The organism is Kribbella sp. CWNU-51, assembly GCF_054073265.1.
On the sequence record NZ_JBSXMZ010000003.1, the window covers coordinates 103,690 to 121,251 of the forward strand.

Sequence of the window (17,562 nt, forward strand, 5' to 3'; positions counted from 1 at the left end):
CGATGGGTGCACCAGGCACCGAATTCCAGCGGTGAAATTGCGGTGCAGGTCACAGTTCCGGCGCGAGGAGAAGTGCATGCGGTTCGGGTTGGTCGGCACCGGTTCCTGGGCTCGGCGGACGCACGGACCGGGGTTGAACGCCGCCTCCGGCGTGGAACTGGTGGGCGTGTGGGGGCGACACGCCGACAAAACCGGGGCGCTCGCGGGAGAGCTGGGCGTCCTGCCGTACGGCGACTACGCGGAGTTACTGGAGTCGGTGGATGCGGTCGCGTTCGCCGTACCGCCGAGGGTGCAGGCGTCGATGGCGCTCGAGGCCGCCGCCGTGGGCAAGCACCTGCTGCTGGACAAGCCGGTCGCGGACTCGCTCGCCGACGCCCGGGCGCTGGCCGACGAGGCCGCGGACGAGGGCATCGCGTCGGTGGTGTTCTTCACCAGCCGGTTCCAGCAGCCGCTGCGGACGTTCTTCGCGGAGATCCAGGCGCGGGGCGGCTGGAAAGGCGGCTGGACCCGCATGCTCGCCGCCCTCGACGAACCGGGCAGGCCGCTCATCGACTCACCCTGGCGACGCGAGCGGCGTGGTGCCATCTGGGACGTCGGCCCGCACGCCCTGGCCAACCTGACCGCGATGCTCGGCCCGATCGTCGAACTGGCCGCCGTCGGCGGTGCCGCCGGCCTGGTCCACCTCGTCCTCACCCACGAGTCCGGAGCCACCAGCACCGCCAGCATCTCGCTGTCCGCTCCGCCCCTGGGCAGCAACTTCGAGACCGGCGTCTGGGGAGAGACCGGTACGGCGCTCCTGCCGGCCGCCGAGACGTCCGCGATCGAGGCACTGCAACTCGCTGCCGAGGAGTTGGTCGCCGCGGCCGAGTCAGGCGAGTCGCACCCCGTCGACGTCGCCTTCGGCACGCGCATCGTCGAGCTCCTGGCCGCTGCCGAGTTGCAGCTCGCCTGACGTCCGGCGCGCCCAATACCTCGGATCCGCTTGCGTGGTATTGAACATGTGTTTAGTCTATTGAACATGCGTTCAGAAGACCTCACCGCGCCGGCCAGGATCCGCAATGCGGCGGTCGAGCTGTTCGCCCGGGACGGCTTCGAGAAGACCAACCTGCGGGCGATCGCGGCGGCCGCGGGCGTCAGCGCCGGTCTCGTCATCCACCACTTCGGCAGCAAGGACGGGTTGCGGGCGGCCTGCGACGAGTTCGTGTTGCAGGTCCTGACCCGCCGGGCCCGGGCCGCCGGGACACCGGATCTGCTGGGCGAGTACCTGGCGGATCCGGACGGCTATCGGCGGCAGGTGCAGTACATGACGCGGGCGATGGCGGAGGACTCGCCGGCCGCGCAGACGTTCGTCGACCGGATCGTCGGCGAGTCGGAGGCGGTGCACCGGGCCGGGGTGGACGCCGGCCGCATGCGCGCGTCATCGGATCCACGGGCGCTCGCGGTGCTGAACGTGCTGCTCAGCCTGGCCACGTTGACGATGCCGCCGGCCCTCGCGCGGGCGCTCGGCCAGGAGGAGTTCGGGCCGGACGTGCTGCGCAGGCTGGCGGTGCCGACGCTCGAGCTCTACACGTACGGCCTTTACACCGACGACACCGCGCTGCGGACAGCAGCCGCGGCAGATGAGGAGATGAGCGAATCATGACGATCACGCTCCCGGTCTTCGATCAGCTGGAGGACAGTCTCTGGCTGACGTTGTGCGGCCGGGCGCTGGACAACCGGCGCGAAGACCCGTTGCTGCGCGACGAGCTGGCGGACCAGATCGTCCGCACGGTCGATTACGACTACGGCAAGCTCAAGATCAGCCCGAGTAGCGTGATCTACATCGCGCACCGGGCGCTGAAGCTGGACGAGATCGCCCGCGACTTCGTCACCCGTCATCCGGACGCGATCGGACTCGACCTCGGTGCCGGGCTGGACTCGCGCGCGACGCGGATCGACGTACCACCGACGGTGGACTGGTACGACGTCGACTTCCCCGACGTGATCACCGCGCGGCAGCAGTTGGTCCCGGCGCGCCCGCACGTGCACAACCTCGCGGCTGATCTCGCGGAGCCGGGCTGGCTGGACCGGATCCCCGCGGACCGGCCGGCCGTCATCGTCGCGGACGGGCTGCTCGCGTTCTTCCCGCTGGCGGAGTGGAGCGCGATCCTGAACCGGATCATCGAGCATTTCCCCAGCGGCGAGATCGCCTTCAACGGATACTCGACCTTCGCCGTCAAGGCCGCGAAGGTGTATCCCGGCGCGAAGGCTGTGCGGGCGATCATGCGCTCGGAGGGTTTCGACGATCCGCACACCCCGGAGAGCTGGAACCCGAAACTTCGGCTGGTGCGGGAGATCCTGCTGACCCGGGAGCCCGAGGTCGAGCGGTTCCCGGCCGGACTGCGGTGGGCCAACCGGCTGTCGGCCCGGAGTGAGTCGTTGTCCCGGCGCGGGAACGTCGTACTCCACTATCGCTTCTGAATCAGCGCTTCTGAGTCAGCGCAGTGCGATGACGGTGTCGGTGCCAGAGGTGAGGACGAGGTTGCCGATGGCGCGAGGGTCGCGGCCGCAGGAGATGCCGGTGGGGAGCGGGACCTGACGGAAGCCGGTGCTGCCGATCACGTTGGCGACGCAGCCGGTCGTGCCGCGGCCGAGCGAGATCACGCGGGCGTCGGCGGTGACGGTGACCTTCATGCGTGGGCTGACCGGTGCGGTCGTCTGCCAGGCGGTGAGACCGGTGTTGGCGTCGATGGCCGTGACCACGGTCCTGCGATTCTCCAAGGTGCTGGGACCTGGGCAGTCCACGACGACCAGGTACTTACCGGCCGCGTTGAGCAGCGTCCGGCACGCCCAGGTCCGCGGTACCGGCCAGCGCCAGCGGACGTCGCCTGTCCGCGGATCGATGGCAGCCAGGGCGACAGGTACGTCGGAATCGCCGCCAGGCTCGGCCACGACCACCAGGCCGGCCACAACGACGGGGCGGCGGTAGGTGTCGGCGGAGGCCTTGGTCCACAGCCTCTTCCCGGACTTCAGATCCAGTGCGGTCATCTGGTCGGCCTCGTCGTTGCAGCTGTGTCCCACGAACGCGACCACGGTCTCCGCGGTCGCGACCGCGCCCAGATCCGTGCACCCCCCCGGCTCGAACGTCCACCGCTCATGCCCATCCGAGTCGACGCCGTGCAGTTTGCTGGAGCCGCCCAGCCCCGGCTCGCCGGTCAGTAGTGGTTGCGCCTGCTGGATGAGGCGGTCGCGGGTGTGGCCGGGCCACGCGGCCTTGCGGTGACCGGTCTTCGCGTCGAGCAGCAGGTAGCCGACGTCGGCGAACTCTGCCAGCACGTAGTCACCGTCGCCGGTCGCCACGATGTTCGGCTGCTCGTCGGAATCGGAGCGGCTGTAGCGCCAGCGCAGTACGCCGGTCGCGGCGTCGAGCATCTCGATCACGCCGCTCTGCCGAGGGACAGCGATGCCGTACCTGGTGCCGATCGCCTGCTCGGCCCCGGAGCCCGGCAGCGACTTGCTGACCCAGGCGACCGTGCCGTCGAGGACGGACGGGGACGCCTTGCCTGCCTCCTTCGGTGTGCCTTCCACTCGTTCGTTGGAGCTCAGCACGTAGTTGCGGGCCAGGGGCTGGATGATCAACAGCAGGATGAGTGCCACCGTGGCCGGCACTGCCAGCCAGGCGAGTTGCTGACCAGGGTTGCGGGCCGGGAGGAAGCGGGCAGTTCTCGTGCGCAGTAGGGAGGCGACCAGTGCTGCGGAGCCGGCCATCACGAGCAGGAGCAGGGCAGCGATGAGCAGCGGCACGCGTAGGCCCACGCCGACAGCTGGGTTGATCCTCGGGACGCGGGCCCGGGCGACGAGCAGCCCGGTGACAGCAATCGCGACCACTGCACCTGCGATGAGCCGGGAGCGCTGGCTGGCACTGCGGGCGCAGCGGAACAGCAGCGGTGCGCTGAAGAACGCGACGACGGCCAGCGCGACGGGAGGCCAGCCGGCCTCGTTCTGGGCGGTCGGGACCTGCCATGAGGCGCCGGATGCGGCGATGGAGACCACGGCGGCGGCGATCGCGCTGAAGGTGGCGGTGGCGGTCAGGGCGGCTTGTTGCCAACCACGCCAGGGTGCCGGGAGTTGGCTGTCCAGTCCGGCGAGCTCTGACTCTAGATTGACCCGGGCGACCGGGCCGAGTCGTTGGCGGGCCAGTTGGGTGCGGTAGAGGTGGCCGTCGAGCAGTTCGCGGACCTCGTCGTACCGCTGCTCGAGTGCGGCCTTGCGGTCGCCCGCGTCCCGCCGTACCTCGGCGGTGTGGACGGCGTACCGGCTGGGGTCGGCGGAGAGGATCGCGTTGACGGCGTCGAGGAGTACGTCGCCGTTCGCGTCGCGCCGGGGTGGTGCGTAGGAGTCGGGTGGAGGGGCGGCGAGCTCGCCGGTCAGGCGGATCAGGCGGGCGACTTCCGCGATCCGGATCGGTGGTACGCCGTACAGCGGGAGGAGCTGCTCGGCCAGCCGGGCGGATGCCTCGGCGTCCTCGGCCGGTGTGCCGCCCGGCTCATGGACCGCCCGGTGGAACCAGGCCGCGAGCCGGACCGAGGTCGGGTCGGTGGACAGCTGGATGAGTGAGTCCAGCGCCGTCAGCACGATCTCCAGGTACTGGTCGCGGTAGGCCCGGCGCGTCCGTTCGACGTACCTCGCCACCAGTTCGTCCGCCAGCGAGGCGGAGCCGGGCACCAGCTCGCCCCACCGCCCACGCAGCTCGACCACTGCCCCAGTTTGCCAGTCCGACCCCTTCAGCGAACGCTCGATCACCCGACCAGCAGCTTGCGGTTGCGGTGCAAGGCTCGCACAGGGCTACTGGCGGGCGGCGAGGACGCCGGAGAGGAGGCCGGGGTAGAGGGACTCGAGGTCGGTGCTGCGGAGCTTGCTGATCCGCCGGGTGCCTTCGGTGTGGGTGGACAGGACGCCGGCCTCGCGGAGGATGCGGAGGTGGTGCGCCCGGGTCGAGGCGGTGACGGGGAGGTCGATCTCTCCGCAGGCGATGCCCTCGGGCACGTCGGCGAGGGCGCGGACGATCTGCAGCCGGACCGGCTCGCCGAGCGCCTGGAGCACCGTCTCGACCCGGATCTCATCGCGTTCGGGTTGCGGGAGTTCCTTGTTGCTCATGTGTCCATAGTACGACCCTCGTCGAAGTTCGATGATCTTCGTAGTACGATGACGGTCGAACTACTGAACCTCGTCCGGAAGGCTTCCGATGTCCGCACGGATCTACCTGCTCGGCGCCGGCGCGTTCGCGGTCGGCACCAGCGCGTACGTCGTGTCCGGCGTACTGCCCGACGTCAGCTCCGAGCTCCACGTCTCGCTGACCGCCGCGGGCCAGCTCGCCACCGCGTTCTCCCTGTCGTACGCCGTCGGCGCGCCGATCCTGTCCACACTGACCGGCCGGTGGGAGCGCCGTACCCTCCTCATCGCCGCTCTCGTCCTGGCCGCGCTGGGCAACCTCATCGCCGCGGTTGCCACCGACTACCCAGTGCTGATCGTCGGTCGTGTGGTGGCCGCCTTCGGTGCCGCCGTCTACACCCCCGCGGCCACGCTCTTCGCCACCGGACTGCTGCCACCTGAGGAGCGCGGTAGGGCCGTTGCCATCGTGTTCGGTGGTCTGACCTTCGCTCTGGTGCTCGGCGTGCCGGCCGGCAGCCTGCTCGGTCCGACGCTCGGCTACAAGGGTGTCTTCGCCCTCATCACGGTCATCGCCATACTGGTCGCCATCGTCGAGCGGGCTGCGCTTCCGAGGGTGGACGCGCCTCCTGCCGTCAGTCTGCGCGAGCGGTTCGCCGGTGCGACCGATCGGCGGGTGCAGATCGTTCTCGCGATGACCGTCCTCGGAGTGCTCGGCGCCTTCAGCGTCTACATCTACATCGTGCCGCTGCTGAAGCACTCCGCCGGTTTGACCGGCAGTGTCACCGGCATCCTGCTTCTCGTGTACGGCGTGGGCGCCGTGGTCGGGAACCTGGTCGGAGGACGCGCCACAGACCGATTCGGCAGCCTGCGCACGCTCCTGGTCCTGCTGATCGGCATCACGGTCGTCGTCGGCACCCTGGACCTCACCATGACCACTGAGGTCGGCGCTGCCGTGGCGCTGTTCATCTGGGGCATGTTCACCTGGGCCTTCAACCCGCCGATCCAGAACCTCCTGCTGGAGCTGGGCGGAGGTCTGCTGATCTCGCTCAACGCTTCCGCGATCTACCTGGGCGCCGGACTGTCCGCTGTGGTCGGCGGTCTGGTCATCCAAGCAGTCGGTGTGAGCTACCTGCCGCTGCTGGCCGCCGTGCTGACGCTGGCGACGCTCGGCCTGCTGTTCGCGCTCTGGCGCGACTCGGCCCTCCAGCGCGTCGAGGAGCTGGAGCGCGAGGAGGACATCTATCTCACAGCTGCAGCCGACTGATCACTGAGTGGTACCCCGGCTAGGGCAGGCTAACGCCCATGCGTCTGCTCGCCGGGGTCCTCTTTGTGTCGACCGTGCTCGCACCGACGGCGGCCAGGCCCGGTCCGGATCCGGCGTCCGTCGTCGGTGGCTGGAAGACCTCGTCGGTGTACGTCGACCCGTCGCAGCGCTCGCTGGTCCCCGACAAAGCCGCCGCCGAGTTGGCCGAGCGGGTGCGCGATCACGCTCCGGCCATCCGGATCGCAGTGGTCCCGGTGGCGGCCTTGAACGGGAGTGGTGACAACAGCGCCGCCGCCCGCGCGTACGTCGACAAGCTGGTGGACCTGCATCGGGCCGATGGCATCTATCTGGTCGTGTTCGGCGGGGCGATCACCTGGGGGAGCGCGGTCGGGGTCGACACCCCGATCGCCGGCATTCTGACCGACGAGCTGGACAAGCACAGCCGCTCCGACCCGGTCGGCACGCTCAACGGAGTGCTGGACCAACTCGACGTACCCAAAGCCTCGAGCGGGCCGCCTGGCTGGTTGTGGCCGGCTCTGATCGTGCTCATCGTCCTGGTCGTCGGCGGCCTGGCCCTGCGCTGGTGGAAGTCGCGGCCTGGTAGGGACGAAGGCCCTGCGCTCTACCGGCCGTCGTACGACGTCCTGCCGGATGAGGCCGACAGCCTGGCGGAGCGGAGGGCGCTGGCGCGCGAGGACGTGACGCGGTTCGGCGAGGAACTGGATACCGCCGACGTGCGTCTGGACGGCGTGAACACAGCGGCGGACGTGCAGGCGGCGATGGATGCGTACGCCGATGCCGGCCGCGTGGTCGACGGCGAGCCCGATGACGACAAGCTGCGCGAGGTCCGGGCCACCGTCGAGTACGGGCGCTGGCGGCTCGCCTGCGCCCAGGCACTCGTCGCGGGAACGCCCAAGCCGGCACGGCGAGCGGCCTGCTTCTTCGACCCCGCTCACGGCACGTCCGCGACGGACTGGATGTACACGCCAACCGGCGGGCGGCCCCGGGAAGTCCCGGTCTGTGATGCCTGTCGCGACCGGCTCTCGGGAGGAACACGATGAAACGACTGCTCGGCGCGCTCGCGCTGGTCGCGGCCTCGATGCTGCCGGGGATACCGGCGCACGCGGCCACCGACCCCGACGTCTACCTGAACGCCGTGGCCGGCAACCTCGGCGACCCTGGCGTCTGGGTCGACCCGGACGTCGAGGAGCTGACGCCGGCCGAGGTCGCGGAGCTGGACGCCGCGGCGAAGAGTGCCGCGGCGCCGATCCGGATCGCGGTGATCCCCGCGGCCAAGATCAACACCTCGGACAGCGACTACTTCGTGAACCTCGCCTGGGAGGGCGAGGAGATCGCGGACCAGCTCTACGACCGCGTCGGCGTCGAGGGTGTGTACGCCGTACTGGTCGATGCGGACTCGGAGTCGGACGGACGTGGGTTCCACGCTGTCCAGCGAGCCGACCACGGGCCGACGTACCACGTGGGCGACGCGGTGGACCAGGCGGTCGACTGCTGTGCGCCGGATTACGAGGACATGCTGGTCAGGTTCATCCAACGAGCCCAGCAGGTCGATAAGCCGTTCTACGTCGACGCAGCGCCGTACGCCGGTGGTGTCGCCGTCCTGATCGGGCTCTTGTTCGGCGTGAGCGTGGTGGACGCTCGCCGGGGACGCCGGAAGGACGAGAAGGCCCACCTGGAGGTCACGCGGCCGCTGCTGAACGACGAGATCATCGGGCTGTCGCAGCAGGTCTCAGCGCTGCCGACAGTCTCTGACCCGCAGCAGTCCAAGCTCTCCAAGGACGTGCTCGACACAGTCGAGAAGGCCCGGCACAGACTCGACGCGGCCAAGGGTGACACGGACGTGGAGGCGGTCACGACGCTGCTGGGCTCGGCCCGGTACGGCCTGGTCTGCCTGGACGCAGTGCGTGCGGGCAAGCCGATCCCCGACCGACGGCACCCTGCTTCTTCGACCCGCGCCACGGGCCCAGCACCGACACCGTCGAGTGGCAGCCGGAGCGGGGGAGCGTCCGCGAGGTCAGCGTGTGTGCGGCCTGCAAGCAGCGGGCTGTGGCCGGGGAGGAGCCGCAGGTCCGGATGGTGGAGCAGTGGAGCGACCACCTGCGGCCGTACTGGATGCTCGGGGAGGACATGTCCGCGTACATCGACGGCTACTGGTCACAGGGCGACGGCCGGCGCTGGTGGTTCCCAGACAACGACACCCGCCGGACCAGCGACCGGATGCGGGCTCGGTGGCGCTCTCGGCGCCTCGGTGCGCGGTTCAGCCGGTGGAGCTCTGACGTCGGGTCCTCGATGAGCAACTGGTCGGCGTCGTCCGGCAGCGGCTCGGACGGCGACAGCGGCTGGTCCAGTGGCTCGCGCCGCCGCAGCTCATGGTCTTCCCGCACCCGGTCGAGCGGCGGCGGTTCGTCGCGGCGCTCGTCGCGGCGATCAGGCGGCTCGCGGGGGTTCTAGCACCTCGGGGAGGTCTTCGCTGTGCAGGACGGCCAGCGACGTGACCGCACGGGTGAGGCAGACGTAGAGGCGGCGGAGGCCGGTCCGCTCATCGGCCTCACCGGCCACGATGCCGGCCGGCTCCACCAGGACGACGTGGTCGAACTCGAGGCCCTTCGCCAGGGAGGCGGGTACGACGTCCAGGTGCGCGTCGGCGTCGTCCTCGTCGCCCAGTACGGAGAAGGCGATTCCCTTGTCCTGCAAGGCCTTCCGGGTCGCCGGCACCAAGGCGTCCGGGACGATCAGACCGATCGAGCCGAGCCGCGCCGACACCTCGTCGACAGTCGTCACCGCGGCCGCCAGGCTGTCCGGCACCCGGTCGATGGCCAGCTCACCGCGCGCCCGTCGTACGGCGGTCGGCGGGGTGAGGCGTGGTGCGATCAGGGGGAGCAGGCGGGCGGCGTACTCGATCACCTGGCCGGGGACGCGGAAGCCCGCGGTCAGCTCCTCGGTGTGGGCGCCGGTCTTGCCCAGGTGCTTCAACGCCTCGTCCCACGACGGTGTGGCCCACGGAGTGGTGCCCTGGGCGATGTCGCCGAGCACTGTCATCGAACCGGTCGAGCACCGCCGTCCGACTGCGCGCAGCTGCATCGCGGACAGGTCCTGTGCCTCGTCCAGCACCACGTGGCCCAGTGACGGCGTCCGGTCGACCAGATCGGCGATCTCGTCGATCAGAGTGGCATCGGCGACCGACCATTTCGCGGCTCCGGCCGACCGCGGCACCTTGTCCCAGATCAGCAGCGCCTGCTCTTCAGCAGTGAGGAGCCCGTCGGCGTGCTCGGCCAGCAGCTTCGGGTCGGTGAAGAGGCGGAAAAGGAGCTTCGCCGGATCCACAGCGGGCCAGAGTGCTTCGGCGTACTGCTTGACCGGGCGACTCCGGGCCACCGAGTCCTGCACCCGGTCGTCCGGTGAGTCACCGGCCGCCTCCATCCGCAACAGGACGGCGTGCGCCAGTCGCTGCGGCAACATCGATCGGCCGGCGCCGTACCGGACTCCACGCGTCTGAAGCTCGGTGACCAGCTCCTCGGCCTGGTACGTCGGGACCCGCCACCGGTGCGATCCCCGCGGCACGACCAGCGCCTCCGTCGGCATCCGAACCTGCGACCACACCGCCTGGTGCAGTACGGCGGCCATCCGCGCATCGCCCTTGAGTACGTCGACGGCCGCCGGACCCGGCCCCGCGACCCGCACCCGGGCGACCAGCTCCTCGACCGTGGTCTGCTTCGCCTCGATCTCACCCAGCGCGGGCAGCACATCGCCGATGTAGCGCAGGAAGCTCGCGTTCGGCCCGACAACGAGCACTCCGGCCCGGCTGAGCTGGTCGCGATACGCATAGAGCAGGTACGCCGCGCGGTGCAGGCCGACCGCGGTCTTCCCGGTCCCGGGGGCGCCTTGGACGCAGATGGTGTCGTCGACCCCGGCCCGGACGATCACGTCCTGCTCCGGCTGAATGGTCGCCACAATGTCGCGCATGGGGCCGGAACGCGGTCGCTCGATCTCCGCATCGAGGATGTCGCTGTGTTCGTCAGCCGGCGCGCTCGAGGTGAGATCCTCGTCCTCGAAGGCGGTCATCTCGCCATGCGTGAAGCCGAACCGGCGGCGTACCCCCACCCCCATCGGCTCGGTCCGGCTGGCCCGGTAGAACGGCACGGAGATGTCCGCCCGCCAGTCCACCACCAGCGGCTCGCCCTGGTCGTCGTTCACGTGCCGCCGGCCGATGTGGAACGTCTCGTCGGTGGGCTCGAGGTAGTCCAGCCGGCCGAAGAACAGCGGCACGTCCGGGTCGTCCTCGAGCTCCTTCATCCGTCGCCAGATCGCGGCCTGCAGGTACTCCTGGTTGACCCGGTCGGCGCTGTGGACCTCCAGCGCGCCGGTCTTGTCCCGCATCACCGCCAGCGCGGCTCGCGAGGTCTTCAGGTAGTCCTTCTCGGCCTGGAGGATGTCGGTCGTATCGGGGGGCATGCGGAACCTCCGGCGGGATCAGGGGAGTAAGGCTGTGTCACCTCGTCCCCTGCGTGCTGCGCGGCACTCGGCGGGCACCTCGCTGCACTGGAGCGAAGGGCACGATGCTCCGCATCGAACCCTCCCCTCCAGTACACCGAGGCACTCCGCCGAGCACCTGCTCGCGACTGCAGGGGACGAGGTGACACAGCCTCGCCACGTTACTTGAGCACCCGCCGCGGGGAAACCGAATTACGCGTCCGCGGCCGGTCGTCGTGCAGGCCGGGGCGGAGCAGCAGCGGCAGGCTGACGCCCAGCAGGAGCAGTACGACGATGCCGTCCAGCCAGTAGTGGTTCGCCGTCACCACGACCACGGTGAACGTGATGATCGGGTGCAGCAGCCACAGCCAGCGCCACTTGGACCGGGTGATCAGGATCATCGACAGGGCGATCAGCGACGCCCACCCGACGTGCAGGCTGGGCATGGCCGCGAACTGGTTCACCGGCCCGCCAGAGTGCTCCGCGCCGTAGACCGACTGGCCGAACCGCAGCCCGGTGTCGACGAACCCGGGCATCATCCGCGGCGGTGCCAGCGGGAACGCGATGTGCCCGACCAGTGCCAGCCCGGTCACCGACACCATCGTCCACCGGACGTGTGGGTAGGCCTTCGGCCGCCAGATGCTCAGCCAGAGCAGTACGGCGGCGGTCAGTGGAGCATGCACGCTGGCGTAGTAGAGGTTCGCTCCCTCGACCAGGTGCGGGAACTTCAGTGCCGCGTGCTGGATCGAGGCCTCGTTCGGCAGGTGCAGCCAGCTCTGGAAGGACAGCACCTCATGAGCGTTGCCGAACGCAGACCCGGTATGTCGCGCGGCGATCTGCCGGCCCGCACTGTAGACGAGGAAGAGGGTGGCCAACAGGACCGCTTCCCTGACCACCCGCCAGAAGACCTGCGCCCCGCGCTGTCCCTGCTCTTCCCCATCCGGCCCCACCCGCTCCAGCGCCTCTATCCCCATACTCCTCGACGGTACCTGCCGTACCCCGAGGATTTGCCCAGGCGCAACCCTGGCGTTGCCCTGGGCAACCCCTGGCCGCGCTCAGGGGCACCGTTCGTGACGCGCTCGTCACGCCGTTGCGATCATCCCTTGACGGCACCCGTCAGCACGCCCTTGGCGAAGTGCCGCTGCAGGAACGGGTAGACGAGCAGGATCGGCACGATCGAGACGACCAGGATCGCCATCTGGATCGACGCCTGCGGTGGCAGCCGCTCGGTGCCGAGCTCGGCGCTGCCCAGCTGGGCGTCGTTGATCACGTAAGTGCGCAGGACCAGTTGCAACGGCCACAGCTTGGAGTCGTTGAGGTACAGCAGCGCGGAGAAGAACGCGTTCCAGTAGGCCACCGCGTAGAACAGTCCGATCACCGAGAGCACGGCCTTGGACAGCGGCAGCACGATGTAGGTGAACGTCTTCAGCTCACCCGCGCCGTCGATCCGGGCGCTCTCGGTGATCTCGTTCGGCAGGTTCATGAAGAACGCCCGCAGTACGACGACGTTGAACGCGCTCACCATCGTCGGCACGATCAGCGCCCAGATGCTGTCCAGCAACCCGACGCCCTTGACGGTCAGGTACAGCGGGATGATGCCGGGAGAGAACAGCATGCTGAACAGGATCACCAGCAGGATCGGCCGCCCGGCCACGAAACCGGGCCGGGACAACGCGTAGGCGAGCAGACAGGACACCGTCAGGCTGAGCAAGGTGCCGACCACGGTGACGAAGATGCTGACGACCAGCGCCTGCGTCACGACCCCGCCGGAGAACAGCGACTCGTAGGCGGCGAAGTTGACCGACTTCGGGAACAGCACCAGCCCGCCGGACTCGTTGATCTGCTTGTTCGGCGCCACGCTGGTCGAGATCACCCCGACGAACGGGATGATCACCACCGCGCAGAACACCAGCAGGACCAGTCCCTTGAAGACCCGCATCGGCCAGGAGGGCATCGGCACGCCCTGGACGATCTTCCGCCGAGGCGCGACTCTGCGGGCCACGATCGTCTGCGTCATCGGTTGTACACCCCTTGCTCCCCGAAGATGTGGGCGACCTTGTTCGCGGTGAGCACGAGGATGACCCCGACGATGCCCTTCACCAGGCCGACCGCGGCCGCCACGCCCCAGGCGCCACCGAGCACGCCGTTGTTGTAGACGTAGGTGTCGAGGACCTCACTGACGTCCCGGCCGACCGCAGGCTGCTGCAGGATGATCTGCTCGAAGCCGACGGTCAGCGAGTCGCCGAGCCGCAGGATGAACAGCAGGATGATGATCCCGCGCAGCCCGGGCAGGGTGACGTGCCACAGCTGTTTCATCCGGCCGGCACCGTCCACGCTCGCCGCCTCGTACAGCTGCGAGTCGATCTGGGACAGCGCGGCCAGGAACAGGATCGTCGCCCAGCCGGTGTCCTTCCAGATGATCTGCGACGTCAGCAGGACGTGGAACAGGTCAGAGTTCCCGATGATGTCGAGCGTGGCGAGGTCGTGCGAGCGCAGGTAGTTGTTCAGCAACCCGCTGCCGCCGAGCATCTGCTGGAACAGCGCGACCACGATCACCCAGGACATGAAGTGCGGCAGGTAGAGGATGCTCTGCGCGATCCGCTTGATCCGCTCGGAGAACAGCGAGTTCAGCAGCAGGGCCAGCAGGATCGGCGCCGGGAACACGAAGACCGACTGCAGGCTGGTCAGGATCAGCGTGTTCTTCAACGCCCGCAGGAACGCCGGATCGCCGTTGAAGATCACGCTGAAGTTCGCCCAGCCGGACCAGTCGCTGCCGCCGATGCCCAGGAACGGCTGGTAGTCCTTGAACGCGATCACGTTGCCCAGCAGCGGCACGTAGTGGAACGCGATGATCAGCGCTGTCCCGGGCAGCGCGAACAGCAGCAGCACCCGGTCCCGGAGCAGTCGCCGCCCCAGGCTCAGCCGCTGCCGCGATCGCGTCTTGGATCGTTGGAGCATCTACTTCCCTGCCGTCGCCGTCAGCGCTTGCTCGAGCTCGGTCCGCATCTTGTCGCCGCCCGCGGACTTCCAGGTCTGCACCGCCGCGGTCCAGTCGGACACCGGCTTCTTGCCCTGCGCGATCTGGCCTTCCAGGTCGGTCATCGTCTTCGCGAGCTGCGGCTGCTTCTTCGACTGCGTGTCGGAGTACAGCCCGTACGACGCGTCGTACACGAGCCGTTTCGCGACCTTCTCCTGGATCGCGTGCTGCTTCTGCGGCACGTCCGGCTTGCCGGCCCAGTACAGCGCCAGGGTGCTGTCGCTGATGTACTGCAGGCCGATACCGGTCTCCACCACTCCGACCTTGGTCGGCACCGGATCCGTGCCCTGCAGGGTGTAGTGCCGGCCCGCGACGCCGTACTTGCGGAACAGGTACTCCTCGGTGCCGAAGGGTGCGGCCATCCAGTTCGCGATCTTCAGCAGCGTCTCGGCCGTGTGCTTGCTGTCCTTGCTGAACGAGGTGACGTTGTTCAGCGCCGAGCCCATCCACGGGCTGCCCTCGCCCCCGTCGAAGCCGGGCACGTCGAGCATGTTCACCGCGAACGCGTCGCCGGCGGTGTTGTCGGAGTAGTACTGGTTCCACGCCACGAAGCTGTCGTAGTCGAACGCGGCGGTACCGCCGTTGAACCACTGCTTGCGCGCGCTCGCCTTGTCGTTGAACGCGTCCGGGTTGATCACGCCGGCGGCGACCATCTTGCGGGCCGCCTCGAGCGCCTCGAGTTGCGCCTCGTGCTCGTACGTCGAGGTGAACTTGCCGCCGTCCTCCTTCCAGACGTTCGGGACGCCGAGCATCTGCCGGATGGTCGACAGCGGCACCCTGGTCCAGGCCCACTTGTTCTGCTTGGCCGCGGTCATCTCCTTGGCCAGGTCGAAGAACTCCTGGAAGTTCTTCGGGGCCGGGTCCTTGATGCCCTTGGCGGCCAGCAGGTCCTCGCGGTACAGGGCCAGTGAGGTCCGCGACATCCCGCGCGGCACCGGGACGCCGTAGATCGCGCCGTTGAAGACGCAACCCTTCCAGTACTCGGTCGGGATGTTGGCCAGGAACGGGTACTTGTTGACCGCGTCACCGGACAGGTGCTCGGTCAGGTCCATGCACTTGGCCTTCACCAGGCCGGGGATCTGCACGGTGTCGACCGGGATGTTCAGGATGTCGGGCAGGTCGCCGCCGGCGATCCGGGTCGCGAACTTGTCCTTGTACTCGTCGTTCGAGGCCATGCTGATCTGCAGTTCGGAGCCGAGCCGCTGGTTCACGGCCTGCCAGAACGGGTTCTTGTCCGCGGCCGGCGGGATCGCCCCCGGGATGTTGGTCAGGAACGTGATCGGCTTGCCGTCGCCGGGGACGTCGGTGAGCACCTTGGCGGGGTTGGCCGGGTACTTGAGGAAGCCGTCCAGCACCACGTCGGTGCCGGGCAGGTCGGGCTTGATCTCGCCGTACCTGGTGTACGTCGGCAGTTTCACCGTCGCGTTGGCGGCCGCGGTGTTCTTCTTGTCCGACGCGCACCCCGCCAGCAGCGGCGTACCCGTGACCGCGACAGCGGCGGCGGCCAGGCCGCCGCCGAGGAAAGTTCTTCTGCTGACTGGCATGAGGCCTCACTTCCATCGGAGGGCCACACCATGACATAGTACGTCCTATGTCTTCAAGAGTCGGCGCCGTGAAAATCGCTGCGGCCGTGGTCTTCGACCCGGCTGGCAGCGGCTATCACACGTTCCGCATCCCATCCGTACTGGCGCGAGGCGAGCTGGTGCTCGCCTTCTGCGAGGGACGGCTGCACGGGTCCGGCGACGCGGGTGAGATCGAGGTCGTGCTCCGGCGCTCGCTCGACGGCGGGCAGACCTGGCTGCCGCTGCAGGTGGTGTCGGCCGTGCCCGGCAAGACGTGCGGGAATCCGGTGCCGGTGATCGACCCCGCGAGTGGCGACATCGTGCTGGTCACGGTGCAGAACGGCGCCGACGCGGTGGAGATGTCGCTTGCCCGCGGCACCGATCCGGAGTCCGGCCGGCGGGTGTTCGTGCAGCGGTCCGCCGACGACGGCGCGTCGTGGAGCCCGACGGTGGAGATCACCGCGCAGGTGAAGCCGTCCGACTGGGGTTGGTACGCGACCGGGCCCTGTCACGGGATCGCGCTCACGAGCGGTCGGCTCGTCGTACCGGCGAACCACTCGTTCGTGCCGCCGGAGCCGGTCGACGACCTGATCCGGCTGAACGGCGGCCACTGCATCGCCAGTGACGACGGCGGGATCACCTGGTCGGTCGGCTTCGTCGATCGCAACGACGGCGCGGAGATCAACGCGAACGAGACCACCGTCGCCGAGTTGCCCGATGGACGGCTGTACTTCAACGCCCGCAACCACCAGGGGACCGGGCCGGCGCGGGTGCACGCCTGGTCCTCGGACGGCGGCGCCACGCTCGATGCGCCGTACGCCGGGATCCCGGAGATCACCGCACCGGGGATCCAGGGGAGTGTGCTCACACTGCCCGACGGCCGGCTGCTGCTGTCGACACCGGTCAACCCGTCGAGCCGCCGGGAGCTGACCGTGTTCGTCAGCGAGAACTCCGGTCAGTCCTGGCGGGCCGCGCTGGTCGTGCATCCGGGCATGGCCGGCTACTCCGATCTCGTCCTCCGGCCCGACGGTTCGGTCGGCATCTTCTACGAGGCCGGTGAGACCTCCTCGTTCGCGACCCTCCGCTTCGCCACATTCGCCCTTTGACGTTGGGAGACCCCTTGACCGACTCCGCCCAGTTGACCGGCGTGGTGCCGCCACTCGTCACCCCGCTCACCCCCGAGTACGACGTCGACACCGCATCGCTGGCCCGGTTGATCCAGTACCAGCTGACCGGGGGTGTGGACGGGGTGTTCGTGCTCGGCACCTCCGGCGAAGGCACCTTCCTGACCGACGAGCAGCGGCAGGTCGTGCTGGAGACGGCCGTGGCGGAGGTGTCGGGGCAGGTGCCGGTGCTGGCCGGTGTCATCGACACGTCGACCTCGCGCGCCAGTGCGCATGTGTCTGCTGCCTTGAAGGCGGGTGTGGACGGTCTGGTCGCGACGGCGCCATTCTATGCCGCTACGCATCCGGCGGAGATCGAGCGGCACTTCACGCGGCTCGCCTCATTGGCTGGGGATACGCCGCTGTATGCGTATGACATCCCGTCGCGAGTCGGGACGAAGCTGCCGGCGTCGTTGATGATCTCGCTCGGGCAGCAGGGCGTCATCGCCGGCGTGAAGGACTCGAGTGGTCAGGAGACATCGCTGCGTCAGTTGGTTCTCTCGCGCCGGGATGCGGGGCTGGACGGGTTCGCGATCATGACCGGATCCGAGGTGACCGTCGACTCCGCGCTGGCTTTCGGTGTGGATGGCGTCGTACCGGGGTTAGGGAATGTGGATCCGGCCGGGTACGTGCGGTTGTTCGACGCGTCCGTCGCCGGGGACGCGGCGGCGGCGCGGGCCGAGCAGGATCGGTTGTTCCGGTTGTTCGAGATCATCGACGTGGCGGATCGTTCGCGGATGGGCGCGAGTTCGGCGGCGCTCGGTGCGTTCAAGGCCGGGTTGTATCTGCTGGGCGTGATCGACTGCCCGGTGACGGCGTACCCGTGTATCCCCTTGAGCGAGCAGGAGATCGCCGGGATCCGGCCCTTACTGGACCGCGCCGGATTACACTGAG

General features: G+C 69.0%; 15 protein-coding genes. 8 read left to right on the top strand and 7 right to left on the bottom strand.

Annotated elements, in window-relative coordinates:
* Positions 1 to 76: 76 nt before the first annotated feature.
* The 3 genes from ACXC9Q_RS01600 (at position 77) to ACXC9Q_RS01610 (ending at position 2,460) form a co-directional block, all read left to right on the top strand.
* Positions 77 to 952 carry a Gfo/Idh/MocA family protein gene (locus tag ACXC9Q_RS01600; protein ID WP_457054659.1) on the top strand — a complete coding sequence of 292 codons (876 nt, stop codon included), beginning with the start codon at positions 77 to 79 and terminating at the stop codon, positions 950 to 952.
* Positions 953 to 1,018: 66 nt separating this feature from the next.
* Positions 1,019 to 1,642: a TetR family transcriptional regulator gene (locus ACXC9Q_RS01605; RefSeq protein WP_457054660.1), complete on the top strand. Its 624-nt coding sequence runs from the start codon at positions 1,019 to 1,021 to the stop codon at positions 1,640 to 1,642.
* Positions 1,639 to 2,460: a class I SAM-dependent methyltransferase gene (locus tag ACXC9Q_RS01610; protein WP_457054661.1), complete on the top strand. Its 822-nt coding sequence runs from the start codon at positions 1,639 to 1,641 to the stop codon at positions 2,458 to 2,460. The genes ACXC9Q_RS01605 and ACXC9Q_RS01610 overlap by 4 nt, the downstream gene beginning before the upstream one ends.
* A gap of 15 nt (positions 2,461 to 2,475) precedes the next feature.
* Here ACXC9Q_RS01610 and ACXC9Q_RS01615 read toward each other — a convergent pair whose 3' ends face one another.
* Together ACXC9Q_RS01615 and ACXC9Q_RS01620 are read right to left on the bottom strand one after the other, a co-directional pair.
* Positions 2,476 to 4,737, bottom strand: coding sequence for an outer membrane protein assembly factor BamB family protein (locus tag ACXC9Q_RS01615; RefSeq protein WP_457054662.1), 2,262 nt, complete (start codon positions 4,735 to 4,737; stop codon positions 2,476 to 2,478).
* 87 nt (positions 4,738 to 4,824) lie between these two features.
* Entirely contained in the window at positions 4,825 to 5,136 is a 312-nt protein-coding gene (locus tag ACXC9Q_RS01620) for an ArsR/SmtB family transcription factor (RefSeq protein WP_457054663.1), read from the bottom strand.
* A gap of 88 nt (positions 5,137 to 5,224) precedes the next feature.
* Between ACXC9Q_RS01620 and ACXC9Q_RS01625 the strand changes: the two genes are divergently transcribed.
* The 3 genes from ACXC9Q_RS01625 to ACXC9Q_RS01635 are packed head-to-tail and all read left to right on the top strand — an operon-like array spanning position 5,225 to position 8,729.
* Positions 5,225 to 6,415 (top strand): MFS transporter, encoded by a 1,191-nt coding sequence (locus ACXC9Q_RS01625; protein WP_457054664.1) that lies wholly within the window; start codon positions 5,225 to 5,227, stop codon positions 6,413 to 6,415.
* A gap of 38 nt (positions 6,416 to 6,453) precedes the next feature.
* Entirely contained in the window at positions 6,454 to 7,476 is a 1,023-nt protein-coding gene (locus ACXC9Q_RS01630) for a hypothetical protein (RefSeq protein ID WP_457054665.1), read from the top strand.
* A complete protein-coding gene (locus ACXC9Q_RS01635; protein WP_457054666.1) occupies positions 7,473 to 8,729 on the top strand; it encodes a hypothetical protein in 1,257 nt (418 codons plus the stop codon). Before ACXC9Q_RS01630 ends, ACXC9Q_RS01635 begins: the two co-directional genes overlap by 4 nt.
* A 134-nt stretch (positions 8,730 to 8,863) precedes the next feature.
* On the opposite strand, the gene ACXC9Q_RS01640 is transcribed toward ACXC9Q_RS01635, so the two are convergent.
* The 5 genes from ACXC9Q_RS01640 to ACXC9Q_RS01660 form a co-directional block, all read right to left on the bottom strand.
* The gene (locus tag ACXC9Q_RS01640; RefSeq protein ID WP_457054667.1) at positions 8,864 to 10,888 is read right to left on the bottom strand and encodes a HelD family protein; all 2,025 of its coding nucleotides are present in this window, start codon (positions 10,886 to 10,888) and stop codon (positions 8,864 to 8,866) included.
* Positions 10,889 to 11,088: 200 nt separating this feature from the next.
* Positions 11,089 to 11,880 carry a phosphatase PAP2 family protein gene (locus ACXC9Q_RS01645; protein ID WP_457054668.1) on the bottom strand — a complete coding sequence of 264 codons (792 nt, stop codon included), beginning with the start codon at positions 11,878 to 11,880 and terminating at the stop codon, positions 11,089 to 11,091.
* Between the two features lie 122 nt (positions 11,881 to 12,002).
* On the bottom strand, positions 12,003 to 12,923 hold the full coding sequence (locus ACXC9Q_RS01650; RefSeq protein ID WP_457054669.1) for a carbohydrate ABC transporter permease: 921 nt from the start codon (positions 12,921 to 12,923) through the stop codon (positions 12,003 to 12,005).
* A complete protein-coding gene (locus ACXC9Q_RS01655; RefSeq protein ID WP_457054670.1) occupies positions 12,920 to 13,864 on the bottom strand; it encodes an ABC transporter permease in 945 nt (314 codons plus the stop codon). Before ACXC9Q_RS01655 ends, ACXC9Q_RS01650 begins: the two co-directional genes overlap by 4 nt.
* The gene (locus tag ACXC9Q_RS01660) at positions 13,865 to 15,487 is read right to left on the bottom strand and encodes an extracellular solute-binding protein (protein ID WP_457054671.1); all 1,623 of its coding nucleotides are present in this window, start codon (positions 15,485 to 15,487) and stop codon (positions 13,865 to 13,867) included.
* A 68-nt stretch (positions 15,488 to 15,555) separates the two neighbouring features.
* On the opposite strand from ACXC9Q_RS01660, the gene ACXC9Q_RS01665 reads away from it, so the two are divergent.
* Together ACXC9Q_RS01665 and ACXC9Q_RS01670 are read left to right on the top strand one after the other, a co-directional pair.
* Positions 15,556 to 16,611: a sialidase family protein gene (locus ACXC9Q_RS01665; protein WP_457054672.1), complete on the top strand. Its 1,056-nt coding sequence runs from the start codon at positions 15,556 to 15,558 to the stop codon at positions 16,609 to 16,611.
* Positions 16,612 to 16,625: 14 nt separating this feature from the next.
* The gene (locus ACXC9Q_RS01670) at positions 16,626 to 17,561 is read left to right on the top strand and encodes a dihydrodipicolinate synthase family protein (protein WP_457054673.1); all 936 of its coding nucleotides are present in this window, start codon (positions 16,626 to 16,628) and stop codon (positions 17,559 to 17,561) included.
* Position 17,562 lies beyond the last annotated feature (1 nt).